The sequence below is a fragment of the uncultured Marivirga sp. genome (genome assembly GCF_963974845.1).
Classification (GTDB): Bacteria; Bacteroidota; Bacteroidia; order Cytophagales; family Cyclobacteriaceae; genus Marivirga; species Marivirga harenae.
In genome coordinates this window covers 141,950-162,854 of record NZ_CAXBEQ010000006.1, presented here as the reverse complement: position 1 = coordinate 162,854, position 20,905 = coordinate 141,950, and the positions used below count along the sequence as shown (strand labels likewise).

Below are 20,905 nucleotides of genomic sequence, written 5' to 3'. Positions count from 1 at the left end.
GAAAATAAATTTAGTTTGGGAAATGTATTTGGCATATCGTCAACAAACAGATTTGTATCCTCCTGACAGAAATTTCCTACCCACAAAAACCCCAGGACGGACAATATTCTGCATCAATTTGACTATCAGGATTCTCAAAATAAATCTTCTAATTACCCAAATAAATAACTAACAACTTCACCTAGCTGACTGAAGGTTTTAATATCAATTTTATATCTTGACACATCTACTCCCTTCATACTAAATTTAGAAACTAATATTTCGTTAAAACCCAGTTTTTCTGCCTCTGCTATTCTGTTCTCAACCCTATTAACAGCCCTAATTTCCCCACTCAAGCCCACTTCAGCCGCGACACATGTTTTTGAAGACAAAGGAATTTCTTCCAGGGATGAAATGATGGCAACGCAAACAGCAAGATCAATGGCAGGATCTTCAACTCTTAGCCCGCCAGCTATATTCAGAAATACATCCTGAATGCCAAGTCGAAAACCACCTCTTTTCTCTAAAACAGCCAAAAGCATATTTAATCTCTTACTGTCATAGCCAGTTGCTGAACGCTGAGGAGTACCATAAGTAGCAGGGCTAACCAAAGCTTGAATTTCAATCAAAAGCGGGCGGTTTCCTTCCACTGTAGCACCAATGGCTGTCCCACTGCTATCTTTATCTTTTTGAGAAATCAATATTTCGGAAGGATTACTGACTTGTCGCAAGCCGTTCTGCATCATTTCATAAATTCCCAATTCATTGGTAGAACCAAATCGATTCTTAGTGGTTCGTAAAATCCGATAGGTCAAATGCCGATCTCCTTCAAATTGAAGTACAGCATCTACCATATGTTCTAATACTTTAGGCCCTGCAATTGCACCATCTTTTGTGATATGGCCTATTAAAAAAACTGGGATTTTATTTTCTTTAGCAAAGCGCATCAATTCTGCAGTACATTCTTTGACCTGACCTACGCTTCCAGCTGCCGATTCTATTTTTGGTGAATGTAAAGTTTGAATCGAATCGATAACCAACAAATCAGGTCCTAAGGCCTCTACTTCTCTGAAAATATCAGCGGTATGAGTTTCAGTTAAAATATAGCAGTTTTTGGAATCATGCTCCATTCTGTCAGCACGCATTTTAATTTGCTGTGCACTTTCTTCACCGCTCACATACAGTATTTTGAGATTGGAAAGCTGTAAAGCAATTTGCAACATCAGAGTCGATTTACCAATTCCTGGCTCACCACCAATTAACACCAAAGAACCTGGCACAATTCCACCTCCTAAAACCCTACTTAATTCCCTATCCTGTACTTTAATTCGGGCTTCTTTAGTACTTTCTACTTCTTGAATAGAAATAGGTTTATTGGCAATTTTTTTAGCTGATTGGTATCCGCTAGATGATTTTTCTTTTGTGACAACCTCTTCCACAAAAGTATTCCATTGCCCACATGAAGGGCATTTCCCAGCCCACTTTGGTGATTCGTGACCACATTCTTGACAGAAAAATGCTGATTTAACTTTCGCCATTTAGCTACTTCAATAGATTTAAAAACAATTACACAAATCTAGCCGATTTAATAAGGGGGAATAGCCTATATTCAAAAAAATAATTTCTTCAGAAAATAATAGCAAATCATAAAAGTCCTAACTGTTGTTGCAGAATATCAATTAGAGCTAAAAACTTTCGGATTCTTGTCTTATGCTGTATAGCCAATTATGCCAAAATTCCTTCAATATCCTCTTTGCTCAAACTTTTCATAAAGCTTTCCTCTGTGCTGATCAAATCTCGAGCTAGGGTCAATTTTTTCTGTTGAAGAGCTAATATTTTCTCTTCTACAGAGTTTTTGGTAATGAATTTATAAGTAAAAACCTGCTGTTTTTGACCAATTCTATGGGCTCGGTCAACAGCTTGTTGCTCAATAGCAGGATTCCACCACGGGTCTAGCAAGAATACATAGTCCGCAGCCGTCAGGTTTAGACCTAGTCCACCCGCTTTGAGGGAAATCAAAAAGACTGAAATTTCTTCGTTTTCCTGAAATAATTTCACCTGCTTTTGTCGGTCTTTGGTGGTTCCATCTAAATAAGCATATTTTATATGACTACGCTCCATATACTCTTTAAAGAGGCTTAAGTGCTTAACAAATTGACTAAACACTAAAATTTTATGACCTTTTGAAATTATGGAATTTAACATATGCGTCACATCTTCCATTTTTCCTGAATCACCCTGGTATTCTTGATCCGTCATTTTAGGGTGATTAGCAATTTGGCGTAATTGGGTCAATCCTTGCAATAAAATCATTTGTGAACTTCTGACCCCATTCTTTTCAATTTCGTCCAAAATCATATCTCGGAAGTAGTTTTTCACTTCTTCATATTTTTCCTCTTGCATGGTGGTCATACCCGAGTAATGCACATTTTCAATTTTATCAGGCAATTCTGTAGCCACTTGCGATTTATGTCTTCTCAGGATGAAAGGTTTAATCAAGGTCGCTAGTTTTTGAGACTTTTGTTCATCTCGCTTCTTTTCAATAGGCGTCACGAACTCATCTTTAAAGAATTTTTTATTGCCCAATAAGCCAGGATTTACAAATGACATTTGCGACCATAAGTCCATGGTACTATTCTCAACTGGTGTACCCGTCAACACTAGTTTTCTTCGAGATTTTAATTTTCTAACTGCCTTGGCAATATGCGATTCAGGATTTTTAATGGCCTGGGATTCATCGAGAATAATATAATTAAATAAAAACTCCGATAAAATGTCAACATCCAGCCTAGTGATACCATAGGAGGTTAAAACCAAATCATAATCCTCAAATTGCTTGCTATCTTTTATTCGGTTTGTACCTGTATAAACAAATATTTTAAGTTCTGGAGTAAATTTTTCAGCTTCAGATTGCCAATTATAAATAAGAGAAGTTGGCATAATAAGCAAATTAGCAGCAGTTCTACCGCTTTCATTCTCGGATTGCAACATTGCCAAAGTCTGAACTGTTTTACCTAAGCCCATATCATCAGCCAAACAACCGCCAAAATTATATTGATTGAGGAATTGCAACCAATTAAAGCCTTCTTTTTGATACGGTCTTAACTCTCCTGAAAAATCGGATGGCATAGGATGATCATCTATTTGAGTAAAGTCTTTCAGTTTTGCAAGCTTCCTGTCCATTTGCACTTTTGCAAGGTTGCTATTTTCCATTTCGCTTACAAGTGAAATATGATGCTTCCTCATTTTCATTGCATCCTCTTCTCCATTTTCCATAAAGCTGAAAAGCTCAGAATAATCTTCAAACCAATGGGAAGGAATTACAGCTGTTTGATTATTCGGTAGCTTAAATTCCAATTGATTATTCAAAATATGTTTCCTCAGCTCTTTAAAAGGGACTTCATAATCACCAAACATGACCACTGCATTGATATCAAACCAGTCTATACCTTCAGAAATATCAATTTCGATGGTTGATTTACCAACAAAGTAGTTCTTATCACTTACATGCTTATCTTGAAGAATCTCAATCTCATTTTCCTTTAGCCAATCGACATTCTTTGATATCCAACTAAAAGTTTTGGTTTTCGGAGCTGTTATTTTCCCTTTTAATATGTCCAATCCTCTTTCAATCATTGCATCTCGAAGACTCTTTTCTTTCAGAAGATTTCTAACCAACCTTTTAAAAACAAATTGACCCTCTTCTTTTTCAACTTTCACGGAAACCCCTTCTCCTTTACCAAGAGGAAAAATGTGCTCACCGTATTGAAACTTTAATTCCAATAACAACTTACTTTCACCTTCCGTGTCCTTATTTCCATTACTAAATAGATCCAAGTTTTTGCCTGATGTTGAAACCAATTCTGAAATCTTCAATTTAGGCAGTGGCTCTTCTCTATATGTCTTTATTTTAAAGCCTCTGGCAAAGACATCAAAAGATGCAACAAGTGGAGCTACAAATTTTTTAAAATAGGTTTCTTCTACTTTTTCAGGAATCGCAATGAATTTTTTATTAAGGAATGGCTTAATTTTCTTACCCTCTGGGTTTTTCTCGAAAGAGTACAACTTTTGATCTACCACTAACCAAGCGGGTTTATTACAAATGAGATATGCCCCTTTATATTGAAATTCTAATTTTTCTCCATTATGCTTAATGGTAGGAAAATAGTGAGTATTATCTTCATTTTTAACAAAATGAAAAAGGATAGTTGCCTTCTCGTCCATAACTTCAATTTGACGCCAAGCAGGTTCCCCATCATTTCCCATTTCAAAAAGCAATTTACCCGTGATTCGGCTGAGAATTTCGGAACGCCTTTTCTCCATATAGCGCTCAATCTCATCTTTAACCAAATCACTGCCCCCGTCATCATTATAATACTTATCAAAGAATTCGGCCGGCTTCATTTTCTTTTTAGCAAACTTCCTGACCACAACATCTTGTTGCATTTCATCCATCAACTCAATTAACTCATAATCCACATCATCCATCCCCTTTCCAAATTCACTAGCATTTTTGGAAGATATATTTTGGTGGGAAAAAGTAAGATCACCCCTGCTGTTTTTTTGCACTACAAAGGATTCGAAAGTATAGCCCAAATATTCATGTTCGAATAATGAATATATAAGTTGAAATGGTTGAGTGGTATAGACCTTCATGAATTAAAACTTGTCAATCAAATAGCTATTCTCAATTTTTTGAAAAAATCAGATTTGAAATTTAATAAAATAGGATGGAACTCTTGGTACTTTTTTGAATAATTTGCTACAAACGCTGTATTTCTACCGATTTTGCAGCAATTTGAGCTGGTTTGAAAGAAGCTAAAATCGTAATAAGCGCTATACTAAGCATCGTAAAGATAAAGTCAGTGGCTATCATCTTTACTGGATATGCTTCCTGAACTGCTGAGGCCATGTTCATCGATATCAAGCCATATTCTTGTTGCAAAAAGCATATTACAAAGCCTATCAGCCCTCCTGTTATGGCTCCAGAAAGGGAAATAATCGCTCCCTCTTTTAAGAAAATATTTCGAATGGTCTTAATTGGTATCCCCATAGCAAACAAAATACTTATATCTCTTTTTTTATCTAAAGCCAACATTGTCAAGGCGAAAAAGATATTAAAAGAAGCCACCGCTAGAATGAATGTAAAAGTGATATAAATAAATAATTTCTCGATTTTTATAGCCTTCAGTAAGGAAGCATGTTGCTCATCAGAATTTAAAACTTCGAATTCAACACCTAGCGTCTTTTGAAGGCTTTTCTGAATCTCAATAACCGAAGCTCCTTCTTCTAAATTGATTTCTAAAGAAGTACATTGATTCCCTTTACCAATCAATTTTCTTGCGAAACGAATAGGGACAAAAATGTACTTTTCATCATATTGTTTTTCGATTGCAAAAACTCCAGCAGGCATCAAAATTCCGGAATTATACATACTCGAAGGATTTGTTCTTCCAGGACTGATGTCCTTAGGATAATAGAACTGTAAAGCCAGAAAATCATTACGAGAATTTATTGATAAATCATAACGTATTCCTTGTCCAACAACAGCAAAATTCTGTTCTTTTTCTGTCAGTTTTAACTGACCTTCTGTAATGTGAGTCTTAAGTTCGCTATTTTTCACAAATTCAGGACTAACTCCTTTCATCCGTACCACTGATTCACCATCATTATATCGAACTAAAGCATTATCTTCCACTACTTGCACGATAGTGGCAATACCTTCATTGGTGTTGATCTTATTTTGTAATTCTTCATCGTATTCGAAAAATTTACCCTCAGTCAAACCAATTTTCAAATCGGCATCGAAAGAACTGTAGAGTGAACGAATCAAGTCTTCGAGCCCATTGAAAACGGATAGCACGATTACCAATGCCGCAGTTCCAATTGCTACACCAACCATGGCAATAATGGACAGGACATTAATAAACCCTTTTTTCTTTTTCGAAAGGAAATATCTTCTCGCTATGAAAAATGATAGATTCTTCAAGATTCGCTTGGGGATTAATTAATCTCTATTTTCATCATCGTCTTCATCCTCCTCTTCAGGAGGGATATCCAATTTTGAAAGGATGTCATCGATTCGGTTCGCATTCTCCAAGGTTTCATCCATAAAGAAAGCCAGTTCAGGAATTATCCTTACTTGTTTCCCTATTCTATTTCCCAAATGTTTTCTAATCTCGCTTTTTCTTTCCTGGATCCTTTCCAAGGTTTCGTTTGGCTTATCAGAAAGCATAAGACTTAGATAGACTTTAGCAAAACTCAAATCAGGAGAAACTTCAACATCAGTAATGGTAATAAATGCCTTTCCAAAGGAATTAGCCATTTGTTTTTGGAAAATTTCACTCAAATCTTTTTGTAATAAACTGGAATACTTTTTTTGTCTTGAACCTGCCGCCATATTTATCTCTAATTTCTTTACAAATATGCATGATATTTTATACAATTTGTGCTTTATCCTCTAATTTAGCAACCGAATCATAAACAAACCCAAAGACTATTGCTAGGTTTTTTCCGAATAAACGACCCTTATCGATTGCTGATACTTTTTTTGGCGGTATTGTTTTTCCGATTACCGTATATAATCGGGTCAGAGCCGTTAGTGTATGAAGTAGATTGGCTTTTAGTTGGAGAGGTTTTAAACAGTGGAAAAGTCCTTTACAAAGACTTGATAAGCCCTATTTCACCCTTGTCCGCATGGACTTATATGGTAGTAGATTTCGTTTTTGGAAAATCTATACTAGTTTTGCACATTTTGTCTGTTTTGTTAGTAACCTACCAATTTTCACTTTTCAACAATATTATGTTGAGGAATAAGGCTTACAATGAAAATTCATATATCCCTGCATTGATTTATGCTTTAATCCTGTTCACTTTTTATGATTTTTTCACCCTATCACCAGCATTAATAAGTCTTACATTTATATTATTAGTATTGGATAATATCTATTTAAGGATTGAAAATAAATTACAAGATGCTACTATTCTCAAAACAGGAATTTTCATGGGTTTGGCGGTTCTATTTTATTTACCGTCAATCTTCTTTTTGTTAGCGACAATCCTGTCTTTTGCATTATTGACCAGTTTGGTTTTAAGAAGATATCTATTGTTCCTTTACGGCTTTACATTTCCAATAGCCCTAGTTTTAATTTATTTCTATTGGCAAGATGGACTTGAAGCTCTTATTTCTCAATGGATTGAATTTAATTTGTTCAATTCAGTACAGCCAGTAATTGATTTAAGATCGATCCTTTTAATTGTTATAATTCCAACCCTTGTTTTTTTAGTAGCTCTCTACAAAACTTTTAGTGCGAAACGCTTTACCAATTATCAAGTACGGGTTCAACAAGTAATGTTTATAATGTTTTTGGCAGCTTTTGGAAGCTGGTGGATTTCAGAGAAACAAGCACCATATGAACTGTTGGCTTTTGTACCCTCCGTTGCCTTTTTCATCATTCATTTAATCTTTCAATTTAGAAATAAGATGAGAGCGGAATTATTCACTTTAATCTTCAGCATTGCTCTGATCGCGCTGAACTACACAATGTTCTATCAATATTCTGCTTTACATTTTTTAGGAGATTTCAACGCATTAAAAAGTAGTAAATCAATACATCATGAGCTAGTAAAAGATAAATCTGTCATGATTCTGGGAGGCTCAACAGATATTTACAAATCTGTTAACCGCATAGCCACTGATTATTATGACCCTACTCTCAGTGAAATAATCCTTATGGAAATGAGTGAAAAAGAGCAATCAATGGCTCTCTACAAAGATATTCAAAAAAATCAACCGGAGATTATTTTAGATTTCACGGGAATCTTTAACCATCATTATGACAAACTTGTCTTCAAAAACATGAAATACAAGCAGTTAAGCAAAGAATCATATGTAAGAAATTAGACTTTTTCAGAAATATTTTACAGCAAAAAAGTCATACTATTAAAATAAAGGATGTTTGGACATATAATTTGCATTAAAATCAGATGTGATGTTGTTTTAGATTCTGATTTTACTCATATTTGAATTTGAAATATGGGAGAACTTTTATTATATATTGGAATTATATTAATTTCCACCTGGGCAGTTTGGAAAGGAGGAAGTCTCCTTGAAGAATCTTCTGAAAAACTATCCGACTATTATCACTTACCCCCTTTGATTCAAGGTACCATAATCACAGCTGTTGGCTCTAGCTTTCCTGAATTAGCAGCAACAGTTTTATCTACCTTACTCCACGGTAAGTTTGATCTGGGAGTATCAGCAATAGTTGGATCAGCCATATTTAATATTTTGGTTATACCTGGTATTTCTGCGGTTCTGGTTAAAAGAATGCCCGCAGATTTAAGCTTAATATATAAAGACACTCAATATTACATTATTTCAGTTTTTGTACTGTTCATTACCTTCGCATTAGCATATATCTATTTCCCAATTTCAGTTAATCCTGGGAATATGGAAGGTACCATGACAAGATGGATAGCTATTATTCCAATCGTTTTTTACGGTCTATATCTATTTATACAAGGAATGGAAACCCGTGATTATAGAAGAGACCACGGGAAAAGAGCAGTATTAGGTATTGATAAAGAGAGCGTAAACATTAGAAAGGACTGGATTAAGTTAATTATCAGTCTTGTTTTGATCGTTGCCAGTGTGGAAGGCTTGGTTAGTGGAGCTATATTTTTAGGTGAGTTTTTCAATACGCCTGATTTTATTTGGGGCATAACAATAGTTGCTGGCGCTACAAGTATTCCTGATGCGGTAGTTAGTATTAAAATTGCTAGAAAATTTAAAGGCTCCATTAGTTTAGGAAATGTTCTAGGTAGTAATATTTTTGATTTATTAGTAGCTGTTCCTGTTGGGGTATTGATAGCAGGAACCGCGGTTGTCAACTTCACGGTTGCTGCTCCTTTAATGTTATTTTTAGCGCTCATTACTATTATTATGTTCATATTCTTGAGAACTAATCTAGCATTAGTTAGATGGGAAGGCATTGTATTATTAGTACTATATGTCTTTTTTGTTGCCTGGATGATTTTGGAGACTTTAGGAATAACCTCCATAGTCATAAAATAGAAAAGCCTGTCATTCTTCCGAAAAACAGGCATCTACTACTATACAACCTAATGATTTATTTTTTGTCTAGCTCAGCGAAATATTGATGGAATAAAGCAACAGTTTCAATCCCTTTTAAATAATTCTCAACACCAAAACTTTCATTTGGTGAATGTATTGCGTCTGAATTAAGACCAAACCCCATCAAAATACTATCAAGACCCAAAATATCTTTAAACAAGGAGACAATTGGAATACTTCCTCCCTCTCGCGTAGGAATTGGTTTTTTGCCCCATACTTTTTCAAATGCTCTTTCAGCGGCTTTATAAGAATCCGTATCCGTTGGCGTAACGTAAGGCATTCCACCGTGATGAGGAGTAACTTTCACTTTTACGCTTTCAGGAGCAATACTTTCAAAGTGTTTCTGAAAAAGTGCTGTTATTTCATGATGATTTTGATTAGGCACTAATCGCATCGATATTTTAGCACTTGCCTTTGAAGGTAATACAGTTTTGGCTCCTTCACCTATATATCCTCCCCAAATACCGTTGACGTCCAAGGTGGGTCTAATACCCATTCTTTCTAGCGTATTGTAAGAAGCTTCACCTTCAACATCATCAATATCTAAATCCTTTTTGAATTCATTCAGATTGAAAGGCGCTAGATTCATTTTATCTCTTTCTTCCTGTGTCAATTCTACCACCTTATCATAGAAACCAGGAACTGTTACTTTCCTATTTTCATCTTGAAGTGAAGTAATCATGCGGGTCAATACATTTATTGGATTAGCAACAGCACCTCCGTAAACTCCTGAATGTAAATCTCTATTGGGTCCAGTGACTTCAACTTCAAGATAACTTATGCCTTTTAGACTTATTGCCATGGAAGGGTGTTCGTTGGCAATCATGGAAGTATCCGATATCACGATTACATCCGCCTTTAGTTTTTCTTTATTCTCCGCTATGAATATTTCAAGATTTTCCGAACCAACCTCTTCTTCACCTTCAATCATAAATTTAACATTGCAAGGAACTCCCCCTTTGCGCATCATCATCTCAAAGGCTTTAACATGAATATACATTTGACCTTTGTCATCGGCAGATCCCCTGGCTACAATTTTCCCGTTTTTGATAACAGGGTTAAAGGGCTCAGAATCCCAGAGCTCATACGGATCCGCAGGCTGAACATCATAATGACCATAAACCAAAACAGTTGGCAACTTAGGATCAATTATTTTATCGGCATAAACAATCGGATGACCAGCAGTTGCACAAACTTCTACATTTTCAGCACCAGCCTCCTCAAATTTAGTTTTCATGAATTCAGCAGCTTTTTTCACGTCTCCACTGAATTTAGGGTCCGCACTGACGCTTGGAATTCTTAGTAAATCGAAAAGCTCATCCAAAAATCTTTGCTTGTTTTCGCTTAAATATTGTCCTGTTTCTTCTTTAGTTATCATCTATTAAATATTATAAGTTTGGTGTGAATTAAATTAAAAACCATCGTCATCATCATCAGCAGCCGGATTATCTTGAGTTGGAACTGGAGTATTTACAGGCGCTGCAGTAGCTGTTGCTTCGCTAGCCATTTCAAGGTAATATGGTGCGTCTATATCAAAATATCTCTTTCGATAATCCTCCACGAAGTTAGTGACTTCCAATTTATCGCCAGTTAGAAATACAAATTCACCGAATTTGGCTTTATCTGCTTTAGATTTTTTTTCAATAAGCTCATTTGCTTCACTGTTAGAGGAGAAAAATATTAATCTATCTTGCTCAAAATGGAAGAAATACCAACAAGAAGGAGAAACCTGCAGGAATAATTTAATGGCAGATCCCATTTCCAATTTCCGAATTTCTATAAATCCATCAATATTTGCATTAACATCCTGTGCCCCGGTATTTGATAGACCAATTTTCCCTACACTGTGCCAAGAATGCTCTTCATCCGACCATTTCATGTCAATATTATTCAAAACAATAGTTTTGGTTAGATCAGAAGATAAAGCATGTAAGGGAATGTATTCATTAAAAATATTCTCTTCATAACGCTTAGCCGCAGAATTCCCAGCTATTTCAGCAAGTTTGGGAAGTAAGCGATCTAAATCTTTTGTTGATTCTGGCAATCCTAGCCTTTGAACTACCTCAACCATATCTGTTCCAACAATTGGGGTAAAAGCATTTGGCAAATCAAATTCAATAGTCATCATCAAATTGAAAATAAATTCTTGACTTAACAAGTCGCCTGATCCAGAACCCGCAGATTTAAATGCAGCTTCTTTCCTGCTTTCAATAAATTGAAATGGCCCTTCAAACTCTAATTTCTGCTCTTTTTCGTTATAGGCAAAATATTTACCTGCGTAGGACGTACCGGCTTTTCTTGCTTTACTTTCAATGATGAATTGGGTTGTAGATGCATTATAAGTTAGTAAACCACTTGGCTTGAAGAAATCAACATCAGTAAAATCCCTCTTTTCGTTGATAAAAGTGGCATATAGCTGATTATCAATGTTATCGAAATGGATGCCGGCTTGAAGAGGCTCACCCATTTCAGTAGTACTATTATCAAAATCTATTACTACTTCCTTGGCACTTCCATCACTCCTATATGAAATCCAAGTATCGTAATTTGGGATATCTCTTAAATCGGGCTGAATGTATCCTTGCAATTCAAGTGCAGGCTTATCGGCATACATAGTGACATCTCCTTTATAATACATTCCTGGGCTTATTAACATTCTATCCTCTTTTCTAACACTTCCAGAAGAAACAGTTCGCAATTGAGTCTCTCCTTTAGGGGAATTGGGTATAGGTTGTAAGCTAAATTCCCCCATTTTTATTGAAAAAGTATCTCCTACAGAATTTACATATCGATACGTAGCATTCCCTTCAAATTTCTTTCGTGACACAATGTCAATTTCTGCGTCATACAGATTATGATAGCCAGTTAATGTATCTAATTTTAGGGTTGCATTAAATAATTTATTGATTTTACCATTCTCACCAATAATTACTTCCCCACCACTTGGGGTGATTTGAGCATCTGCAACAATAATAAATGGGATTCCAGAAACATTAAGTGCCTGACTTTCGATATCATAAATCGCTTTTGTTGCATTAAATACAAGAGAATCTTGATCTGGATTAGTAGAATAGAAATAAGAATTATTAATATTGATATTTTCCGGCTTCGTCATTTCTACAATCTTCTCATCTAATCTCCATAATGCGGACGGTATAGAAGTTTTGTAACTCGCATAAGGGAAATTCAAGGCCGCATCTCCTTCAATCTCGGGGTTAACAGTTGCAGTATTGGCCATAAAATCAAAATCCAATCGAACGTCATCTGCAGATAAAGCAGGAATAGTATCAGTTGATTCAATTCTAAATTCTGCATTTCTGGCCGAAAAGCTTTGCTCTTCAAAACTAAATTTGTTTGATGAAGTATTGGATCCCCGTGTGGTCATTTCTCCCATCCCAAAAAGTCCTTTTTTTGAAATAATAGCTTTCCCTTCCAGCGAGGCTGTTTCCTCATACATTTTAAATGCATCAGATCGATTGGACATGTACAAACTATCTTTGGCTGTTAACCAACGCATATCAAAATCGGCAATTTCTAATTGAGGATAAGACACCCCTTCCCAATCACCTGCCTCAATAGTTGCATAAGTCCCAATTGCGGTAATTGAATCCTTAAAAAAAGTGAAGTTTTCAGATCTTATAGTAGAGCTCAAATACTCAATCTTATCTCCACCCCTTAAGCCATTGTTATCTAATTTAATGTTACCGTAAAATCTTGCTTCTCCGTCTAATAGATCAATTCCATCATCAGGTAAAGGGTGATTAAACCCAAGCGATTTATCTGGCATCACCCTTAGCTTTTCCTCAAATTCGGGAAAAATATCGCCTGAATGAAATACTCCGTCAAAAGCTATTGAGTTGGGATCTGAGCTACTCACTGAATCAATTTCAAACGGAGGGATCACGAAATACAGACTTTGATCATAAACCCCATTCAAAATTTCTTCCCCAAGAAAATATACTGTAGCCCCTTTAGTGGCATTGAAAATTGGATATTTAGGAAATTCCTTTTGAGCAGATTTGTTGTTCGGTTCATTAATATATAATACTCCAGCAGTTTCTACCAGTTGGTTTTGTATTTGTTCTTTATTGGATTGTTTACTATCAGCACCAGCTGCTAAATTGAATTTAATATTATCAATTTGAGGCATTGAGATTAAAAAGCTATCATAGTCCATTCTAAACTCGGCTCCTTTGTATTGATAATTACCTGCGTAAACGGTTCCATCAAATTGAATATCTCTGTTTTTTCTCAAAACCACTTTACCGCTATCTGGCTCAACGCTAATGCCAAGCTTATCATTAATTATAAACTCTTCCACCCCAAAAATATCTAAAGTGCCTTGATTCAGATTCAATTTGCCGTTAGGTTTCCCAGAAGATACCGATGATATTTGAACATTATCATAATCTTTCCTTCCCCATTTCGAATCCACGTAATGAAAGGCCTTATCCAACATTTCTATTCTTCCGCTTACAATGTCATATTTTATGAATCCATTTTGCATCAACAATTTCATTCCAGATCTTAATTTGCTTTCTTCAATGCCTGTTTTCTGAGCTACTTCATTAGTGTAAAAGGTTTTTATGTTGGCATTTCTACTATAGTTTACCGCCACTTGTAAAACATGAAATCTATATAATCCTGAGAGACTGTTGTATCGATACTCGTTAAAATATTCTGCTGATTCAAATAAAGCCGGCACCCTATTTCCTGCTATCAATATTGATATATCCACTACAGAAGAGTCCATATCCCAGCTTAGTTTATCAGCCGTAAAATCCATATTAAAGTAACTTGCATAAAAAGGGGTGTTCTTAAAATCCCCTTTATTTTTCAAAAGATTTAAGTTATTTTCATTCACCCTGTAATCTAGACTTAAACCTGGATGATAAATTGAATCTGTACGTTGGTAGATTGATACGCTACTGACTTCCGATGAGAAAGTGCTGTCTTGATAAATAAACTCTCTTGATTCCGCCCTAAACATTTTTACTGCTTTACCCTGTAGTTCTAAACTACTTATACTTCTATCCATAGCCGAGGTACTTAAAGTGGTACCTTTTAAGGTTACCCCACCTTTCAAGTACAGGCCATCTTTATCCACAAAATTCAAGTCATAACCTGATTTGTAGGATTGGAAAAACGGGAATGCGGCATTTTCGCCACTTCTGTTTTCAGCATTAAAATCGATAAATCCTTTGACTGGTTGCTTAATAATATCTGGATAATTCAACGTAACTTGCTCTGCTGAAAATTCCTTTTTATTCACTTCAAAAGTAAACTCCGACAATTCTGCATTCAATTCATCCTTTTCTCTTCCTAGGTGTTCCCAGGTCAATACCCCACTCTCAGCTACAAAAGTGTTACCGATCAATTCCAATTTACCTGAAACGCTATTCACCTTAATAGAATCGGTTGTATTAAGAAATTTGAGATTTATGTTTTTCAATTTCACTATCGGCCCTTCCAAAATGGGCATTGGCTCGCTAAAAGCTGATAAGTCAACTGGACTATTTTCCTCTACTTGGTTGGTTTCTTCTGCGACAGCTTCCTCCTTGCCCCAACTATCGTCTCCCCAACTATCATCACTACCCCATCCGCCATCATCATTATCTTCCCAGCCATCATTTGCTTCAGATCCCCATTCACTTTCTACTACTTCTTCTTGAGGCTCTGTTTCATATTCTACTGATACCACTGGTTCAGAAGGCCATTCAAAACTGACACTACCACCTGAAAATGCCACTTGATAATATCTGCTATAAAAAATTGCCTTTTTCTCTAAAATTTGCTCTGTAGTTCTTAAAAGTATTTTAAATTGATTGGCTTCCAATTCTTCATATGCTCTTTTTGTGATTTCTAAGAATGTATTAATGGCATTTGCTGGGTCTTCCAAATTGGAAGCTGCACCAGAGAGCGTACTGATGAAAGGAAGTCTAAAATCACGAATAGAAAGATTATCAGATTTCATCTTACCGTAGATTTCTTCAATTAATAGCCGGTTCTGCTGAGTGAATAAATTATCCTGATTCCAGTAGTTTTGAAAAAAAAGTGATACGCTTTCCGATTTTTCGGTTCCAATTTGTGCCAAATCCATCTGAACCTCACCTAGAAAACCAGGTTTAGATGATTCTAAATCGCTTTCTTCATTTTGAGCTTGTAGGCCAAAAATAACTAAGAATAGCAATATGGTTGTAAAGTATAATCTCATTTATTCTTTCTAAGCAAAAGTGCTGTCCATTGGTTCCTTACCGATTGATTTGTTAGCTCTAACGAAAATTTTTGGCATTCATTCAAAATATCATCAATATCATTTTCATAAAACCCGCTTAGCATCAAACTCCCCCCTTTTTCAAGATGTTGTTGTAAATGTTGAATATCTGCAAGCAAAATATTTTTATTTATATTAGCTAAAACTAAATCGTACTTAGCCTCAACTGGGATACTCTCCACTTCTCCTTGCCAGACTTTATAAACAGATTTATCACATGAATTTAACGAAAAATTCTCTTTTGTATTTTCAACCGCCCATTCGTCAAGGTCATAAGCATCTACTGTTGAGGCCCCTTTAATTGAAGCTAAGATAGCCAAGATTCCTGTTCCACATCCAGCATCTAGAACTCTTTTACCAGTCAACTCCTTGTCTTGCATCAATTTTAGCATCTGATAAGTAGTCTCATGATGCCCAGTTCCAAATGACATTTTGGGAGTTACGATAATCTCAACAGGAAATTTTGGATTAGGCGAATGAAAATCAGCACGAACAAGAATTTTATTCTCCACTTCAATGGGCTGATAATTCTTCTCCCAATCTGCATTCCAGTTTTCCTTTTCTATTGTTCCCAATTGATAAGTAACTGTAGTCAGTTCGAAATACTGCTTAAAAAGCTCCTCTATTTGAGAAGCTTCTATTATTTGATTCTCCTCTGAATAGGCAAAAAGACCAGATCCATCCTCCTTTTCCTGAAAGGTAGAGAATCCTATTTGTGCCAACTCCGCCATGAAAATCTCTATAAAATCTTCGGTGCAGCTTACCTCTAAAGAAATATAGCTCATTAAAATGATTTGATAATATCTGTAAAGTCTCTTGATTTTAAAGAAGCCCCTCCAATTAAACCTCCATCTACATCAGGCTGAGAAAACAATTCCTTCGCATTATCAGGTTTGCAGCTCCCACCATATAAAATTGATGTTTCATTTGCTACCTCTTCACCAAATTTGGATGCAATATGCTGGCGGATCGTTTTGTGCATATCCTGAGCTTGATCTGAACTTGCCGTTTTACCTGTTCCAATTGCCCATATGGGTTCATAAGCAATCACAATATTTTTGAATTCGTCCGCGGATAAATGAAATAAGCTATTGGTCAATTGCTTGGTTACATATTCATTTTGAGTATTAGCTTCTCTGATATCCAATGGCTCACCGCAACAAAAAATTACTTTCAGATCATTTTTAAGCGCATTATCTGTCTTTTTTGCTAGTTCAGCATCAGTTTCGGAAAAGTGCTGTCTCCTTTCACTATGCCCTAAAATCACATATTGAGCACCTAAAGATTTCAGCATAGGGGCAGAAACTTCACCTGTAAAAGCACCAGCATCTTCATGATGACAATTTTGTCCTGCCAAAACAATTTTGCCCATCTCAGGGATTAGATTTTCAATTGCATATATAAAAGGAAAAGGAGCAGCAATTACTACTTTAACATTGGCAGGAGCTTCATCTTCCACCATATTTGCAATTTCAGAAGTCAATGCTTGTGCTTCTGCTAAAGTTTTATTCATTTTCCAGTTTCCTGCTACTATTTTTTGTCTCATCTTATTCTCATTTATAATTGAAAGCTAAAAAACAAAAATAAGAAGATTTGAGCATAAAGCTAAAGATGGTGCAGTAAGATGTGGCTATTGACAAATGAAATCTAAATTTACTTAAAAAGCTTTAGTAAATGACTACAGAACTTATTTTGAAATTCTGGATAGGCAATTTGTAATTAATCAATCAATTTAATACTCCCACTTTCCCATATCAACTGTTGGTTTCAAGTACACTTCCGGAATAAAATTATCAATATTCTTCAATTCAGAAGCTTTCATTAATGAAATCTTATGAATATTAAAACCCTCAATTTCCTGCAATTCTGGAATCCAATAACGCACATATTCTCCTTTACTATCATATTTTTTTGCCTGGCTTAAGATATTGAAATAACGGTTATCCCGAGGGTCATTTCCTACACCCGCTACATAGGCCCAGTTCCCCCAATTGCTGGCCACATCATGATCAATTAACTGATGCTCGAAATACCAAGCCCCCATTCGCCAATCCAATCCTAAATCTTTCACTAAGAAACTAGCTACATTTTGCCTGCCTCTGTTACTCATAAATCCAGATGCATTTAGCTCATTCATATTAGCATCAATGAATGGGACTCCTGTTTCTCCATTTTTCCATTTCTCAAATACTTGTAAATCCCATTTCCAATTCACTCCCTCTCCTTTAATGCCTTCCTTCTGAAAGAGCTTGGTTCCATATTTCTTTAAGACGAAATGAAAATAATCTCTCCAAATGAGTTCAAAAATCAGCCAATAGGTTGATTGATTTTTTTTTCGTTCTTTTTCATATTTCTTGACTTGGTAATAAATAGATTTTGGAGAAATACAGCCCTGTGCAAGCCAAGGAGAAAATTTAGAAGAATAGTCAGGTCCTAATAAACCATTCCTGGTGTTTTTATACTCTTTCAATAAGCTCGATTCCCAAAAATAATAGTTCAGTCTTTCCCAAGCTTTACTTTCTCCACCCTCAAAGTTTAATACAGATTTTTCGTCTATTTCAGTCTCAATAATTCCTAAGTTAGCGTATTGAAAATCGTCTATCAACTTGACTGAGGCTGACAAATCATCAGGCGTAGCAAACAACTCTCGAACTTCCGTTTGCTTTTCATTTTCCTTTCTGAATTGCGTGAAAATATTTGGTAATTTATTGATAGGCCAAGGGATATCGTCTTCATGAAAAAGCGTTGTTTGAGCGTAAAAATTAACTTCTAACTTGCTTCTGATGCACAACTCCTCAATAGATTTTTCTACTTGCGCTTCCTCTGTTCCAGCTTCCTTAGGAGCATAAAGTGCATCAAATTTACTTTCGGATAAAAACTCTTCAATAATTTTAATAGCATTACCTTTTCGAATTACTAACTGCCCTCCTTTTCTCTCAATGTTTTGCTTTAAATCTAAGACTGATTGCCAAATAAAATTTAATTTCAAATCCGAAGATCGCCTCATTCCCAATGGATTATCTTCCCAATCCTTTTCATCAAAAATATACAGCAATAAATAAGACCCAGAATTTTGAATTCCTTCCCAAAGTGCTTGATTATCTTCCAGTCTGAGATTTCTTCTAAACCAAATTAGTGATTTTCGGTGCTTTTTATACATTTCGCAAGAATTTTCATGAGTCATTATAACCGATTGATCAAAATTTATGTTTGAAGCTTTTTAATTAGGTTGATATGAGATAAATTGAACTTTGGAAAACGGTAGGGAAAGCACTATGAAAAAAATAAATTTCAATTCCATAAAAAGTCGAATGATTATTGGCTATGGCAGTATGGCGATGTTGATCGTTATTGTGGTTTTTATAACGCTTTCACAAATCGCCAATATCATGAAAATGGGCAATGATGTTTTGGAAAATAAACAGCCCTCCCGGATGTATGTAGATGCAATGAAAAGTGGAGTTCGACATTCCAATATTACTGTACAAAATTATTTGCTTTCGGGTAATGAACAACTGAAAAAGGAAATCACTGATATTTGGAACAAGGAAATTCAATCAGCTAAAGACAGTATTGATTCGCTAAAAACACATTGGAACAATCCTGAAAACATCATTATTTACGAAAAGCTGAGTAGGCTGGCTGAAAGAATTAAGAAAAATCAACAAGAAGTATTGAATAATGCTCAGTTTGGAGGAGGGGATGTTAGTCTATCGTTATTCAATTATCCAAATATGGAAGGTGATACGATTTACGGTACTAATGATTTACAAAATTGGATTGATGATGAGTTGAATAATCAGAGTTCAAATAGTAATCCAAATGGGCTTTTATATGAAGAAAATCTAAAAGCTTTGAGCGATGAATTTGATGAGAGAGCAGGTGTTTTGTATTCTAACCTAGAAAAACAATCTTTAGAAATTGGGGAACAAATTTTTGCAGCTCGTGACAGATTTGTAATAGTTGAAACCACCATTGTAATTGTTGCTATAATATTATGCTTCATTCTTTATCGCTTTGCCCGGAAGCAAATAAAAAGCAGTATTGACACCCTGCAAGACGAGGTTAAAATTCTTAGCGAAGGGAATATTCCTGAAACCAAAGCCCATACAAATGATGAACTGGACATCATATTGGAAGAAATTCACACCTTATCAAGCAACTTGGCAAATGTAAAGGATTTTGCTTTAGAAGTCGGAAAAGGAAGTTTTGATAGTGATATTTCTGTATTTAATAATCAGGGAGATATAGGTACTTCCTTGGCAGAAATGCGGGATAGTCTAAAAAATGTATCTGAGGAAGCTAGAATCAGAAATTGGACCAATAAAGGCTCTGCAGAATTCGGTGACATTTTAAGAAAATTTAACAATAATATTGCCGAATTAAGCAACCATGTCATCACATTTATGGTCAAGTACTTAAATGCCAATCAGGGTAGCATTTTCATTGTGGATGAAGACGAAAATGGAGAAGAGTCTTTACATTTAACAGCCACCTATGCCTATGATAGGAAGAAATTTATAGAAAAGACAATCCAGCCAGGACAAGGTCTAGTTGGGCAAGTGTATTTAGAGAAACAATCTATTTACATGAAAGAACTGCCTAAAAACTATATCACCATTACTTCTGGTTTGGGAAAAGCGACACCAAATAGTATTTTCATAGTCCCCTTAATAGCCAACAATATAGTTTATGGAGTAATTGAAATTGGTACTTTTACAGAGTTCACTGAAAATGAAAGGAAATTTATAGAGGACGTAGGAGAAAATATTGCCTCGTCAGTTCAATCAGTAAAAATTAATGAGAGGACAAATAGGCTGCTAGAAGACTCGCAGCAAATGACTGAAGAAATGCGGGCTCAAGAAGAGGAAATGCGCCAAAACATGGAAGAGTTGCAAGCAACTCAGGAAGAGATGGAACGCTCACAAAAAGAAAATAATGAGCGACTAACGGCAATGGAAAAAAGTGGACTGGCCTACGTTGAGTTTACACCATCTGGTGAAATAATTACAGCTGATGAAACTTTTATTAAATTGTTTGGATATAATTCTATTGATGAAATAAAGGGCAGACACCATCGAATATTTGTAAGTAATGAGTATGCCAATTCTGAAGAATATCATAGCTTCTGGGACAATCTAAGAACTGGAAAAATTCAAAGTGGTATTTTCGATCGGTACACGAAAAATGGTAGAAAAATTCATGTCAAAGGGACTTACACAGTTTTAAGGAACCAAAATGATGAGATCACAAAAATTATCAAATTTGCATTTGATATAAGCGAAATTTATCAGAATCTTGCGGCTTTACAAAAGGAAAAAGTAACATTAAATGATCAACTGGAAAATATAGAAGGAAAGATCCAAGGTACTGGAGAAGGGGGATTAGATGACTTGAAAAAGTATCAAAAACAGTTGAAGAAATCTTTAATTAATAAGCTTCAAAAAAATGAGGACGAATTAAAAGCCTCTCTCGAAAAACAAAAGAGAAATCTAGGCCTTTCCTAAGTACAACTC

General features: G+C 35.5%; 12 protein-coding genes. 3 read left to right on the top strand and 9 right to left on the bottom strand.

Annotated elements, in window-relative coordinates; translation table 11 throughout:
• Positions 1-152 precede the first annotated feature (152 nt).
• The 4 genes from radA to rbfA form a co-directional block, all read right to left on the bottom strand.
• Positions 153-1,517: a DNA repair protein RadA gene (radA, locus tag AAC601_RS14365; RefSeq protein ID WP_303271533.1), complete on the bottom strand. Its 1,365-nt coding sequence runs from the start codon at positions 1,515-1,517 to the stop codon at positions 153-155.
• A 187-nt stretch (positions 1,518-1,704) separates the two neighbouring features.
• On the bottom strand, positions 1,705-4,635 hold the full coding sequence (locus tag AAC601_RS14360; protein WP_303271532.1) for a DEAD/DEAH box helicase: 2,931 nt from the start codon (positions 4,633-4,635) through the stop codon (positions 1,705-1,707).
• 106 nt (positions 4,636-4,741) lie between these two features.
• Positions 4,742-5,968, bottom strand: a complete 1,227-nt coding sequence (locus tag AAC601_RS14355; RefSeq protein WP_340153654.1) for an ABC transporter permease — start codon at positions 5,966-5,968, stop codon at positions 4,742-4,744.
• 18 nt (positions 5,969-5,986) lie between these two features.
• The gene (rbfA, locus tag AAC601_RS14350; protein ID WP_303271530.1) at positions 5,987-6,379 is read right to left on the bottom strand and encodes a 30S ribosome-binding factor RbfA; all 393 of its coding nucleotides are present in this window, start codon (positions 6,377-6,379) and stop codon (positions 5,987-5,989) included.
• Positions 6,380-6,514: 135 nt separating this feature from the next.
• Between rbfA and AAC601_RS14345 the strand changes: the two genes are divergently transcribed.
• Positions 6,515-7,882, top strand: a complete 1,368-nt coding sequence (locus AAC601_RS14345) for a hypothetical protein (RefSeq protein WP_340153653.1) — start codon at positions 6,515-6,517, stop codon at positions 7,880-7,882.
• Between the two features lie 132 nt (positions 7,883-8,014).
• Entirely contained in the window at positions 8,015-9,055 is a 1,041-nt protein-coding gene (locus AAC601_RS14340; protein ID WP_303271528.1) for a sodium:calcium antiporter, read from the top strand.
• A 55-nt stretch (positions 9,056-9,110) separates the two neighbouring features.
• Here AAC601_RS14340 and AAC601_RS14335 read toward each other — a convergent pair whose 3' ends face one another.
• The 5 genes from AAC601_RS14335 to AAC601_RS14315 form a co-directional block, all read right to left on the bottom strand.
• Entirely contained in the window at positions 9,111-10,493 is a 1,383-nt protein-coding gene (locus AAC601_RS14335; protein ID WP_303271527.1) for a dipeptidase, read from the bottom strand.
• Between the two features lie 33 nt (positions 10,494-10,526).
• Positions 10,527-15,329: a hypothetical protein gene (locus AAC601_RS14330; RefSeq protein WP_303271525.1), complete on the bottom strand. Its 4,803-nt coding sequence runs from the start codon at positions 15,327-15,329 to the stop codon at positions 10,527-10,529.
• Positions 15,326-16,174, bottom strand: a complete 849-nt coding sequence (gene prmA / locus AAC601_RS14325; protein ID WP_303271524.1) for a 50S ribosomal protein L11 methyltransferase — start codon at positions 16,172-16,174, stop codon at positions 15,326-15,328. Before prmA ends, AAC601_RS14330 begins: the two co-directional genes overlap by 4 nt.
• Positions 16,174-16,935: a triose-phosphate isomerase gene (gene tpiA, locus AAC601_RS14320; RefSeq protein ID WP_303271523.1), complete on the bottom strand. Its 762-nt coding sequence runs from the start codon at positions 16,933-16,935 to the stop codon at positions 16,174-16,176. The genes prmA and tpiA overlap by 1 nt, the downstream gene beginning before the upstream one ends.
• Positions 16,936-17,121: 186 nt before the next feature.
• Positions 17,122-18,549, bottom strand: coding sequence for a DASH family cryptochrome (locus AAC601_RS14315; RefSeq protein ID WP_303271522.1), 1,428 nt, complete (start codon positions 18,547-18,549; stop codon positions 17,122-17,124).
• A 115-nt stretch (positions 18,550-18,664) separates the two neighbouring features.
• On the opposite strand from AAC601_RS14315, the gene AAC601_RS14310 reads away from it, so the two are divergent.
• Positions 18,665-20,896, top strand: coding sequence for a GAF domain-containing protein (locus AAC601_RS14310; protein WP_340153652.1), 2,232 nt, complete (start codon positions 18,665-18,667; stop codon positions 20,894-20,896).
• Positions 20,897-20,905 lie beyond the last annotated feature (9 nt).

What these genes read in the sequence shown, in the direction of transcription:
- AAC601_RS14340 (WP_303271528.1), top strand. Translation starts at nt 8,015, where the DNA reads ATGGGAGAACTTTTATTATATATTGGAATTATATTAATTTCCACCTGG.
- rbfA (WP_303271530.1), bottom strand. Translation starts at nt 6,379, where the DNA reads ATGGCGGCAGGTTCAAGACAAAAAAAGTATTCCAGTTTATTACAAAAA.
- AAC601_RS14335 (WP_303271527.1), bottom strand. Translation starts at nt 10,493, where the DNA reads ATGATAACTAAAGAAGAAACAGGACAATATTTAAGCGAAAACAAGCAA.
- tpiA (WP_303271523.1), bottom strand. Translation starts at nt 16,935, where the DNA reads ATGAGACAAAAAATAGTAGCAGGAAACTGGAAAATGAATAAAACTTTA.
- prmA (WP_303271524.1), bottom strand. Translation starts at nt 16,174, where the DNA reads ATGAGCTATATTTCTTTAGAGGTAAGCTGCACCGAAGATTTTATAGAG.
- radA (WP_303271533.1), bottom strand. Translation starts at nt 1,517, where the DNA reads ATGGCGAAAGTTAAATCAGCATTTTTCTGTCAAGAATGTGGTCACGAA.
- AAC601_RS14330 (WP_303271525.1), bottom strand. Translation starts at nt 15,329, where the DNA reads ATGAGATTATACTTTACAACCATATTGCTATTCTTAGTTATTTTTGGC.
- AAC601_RS14310 (WP_340153652.1), top strand. Translation starts at nt 18,665, where the DNA reads ATGAAAAAAATAAATTTCAATTCCATAAAAAGTCGAATGATTATTGGC.
- AAC601_RS14360 (WP_303271532.1), bottom strand. Translation starts at nt 4,635, where the DNA reads ATGAAGGTCTATACCACTCAACCATTTCAACTTATATATTCATTATTC.
- AAC601_RS14315 (WP_303271522.1), bottom strand. Translation starts at nt 18,549, where the DNA reads ATGTATAAAAAGCACCGAAAATCACTAATTTGGTTTAGAAGAAATCTC.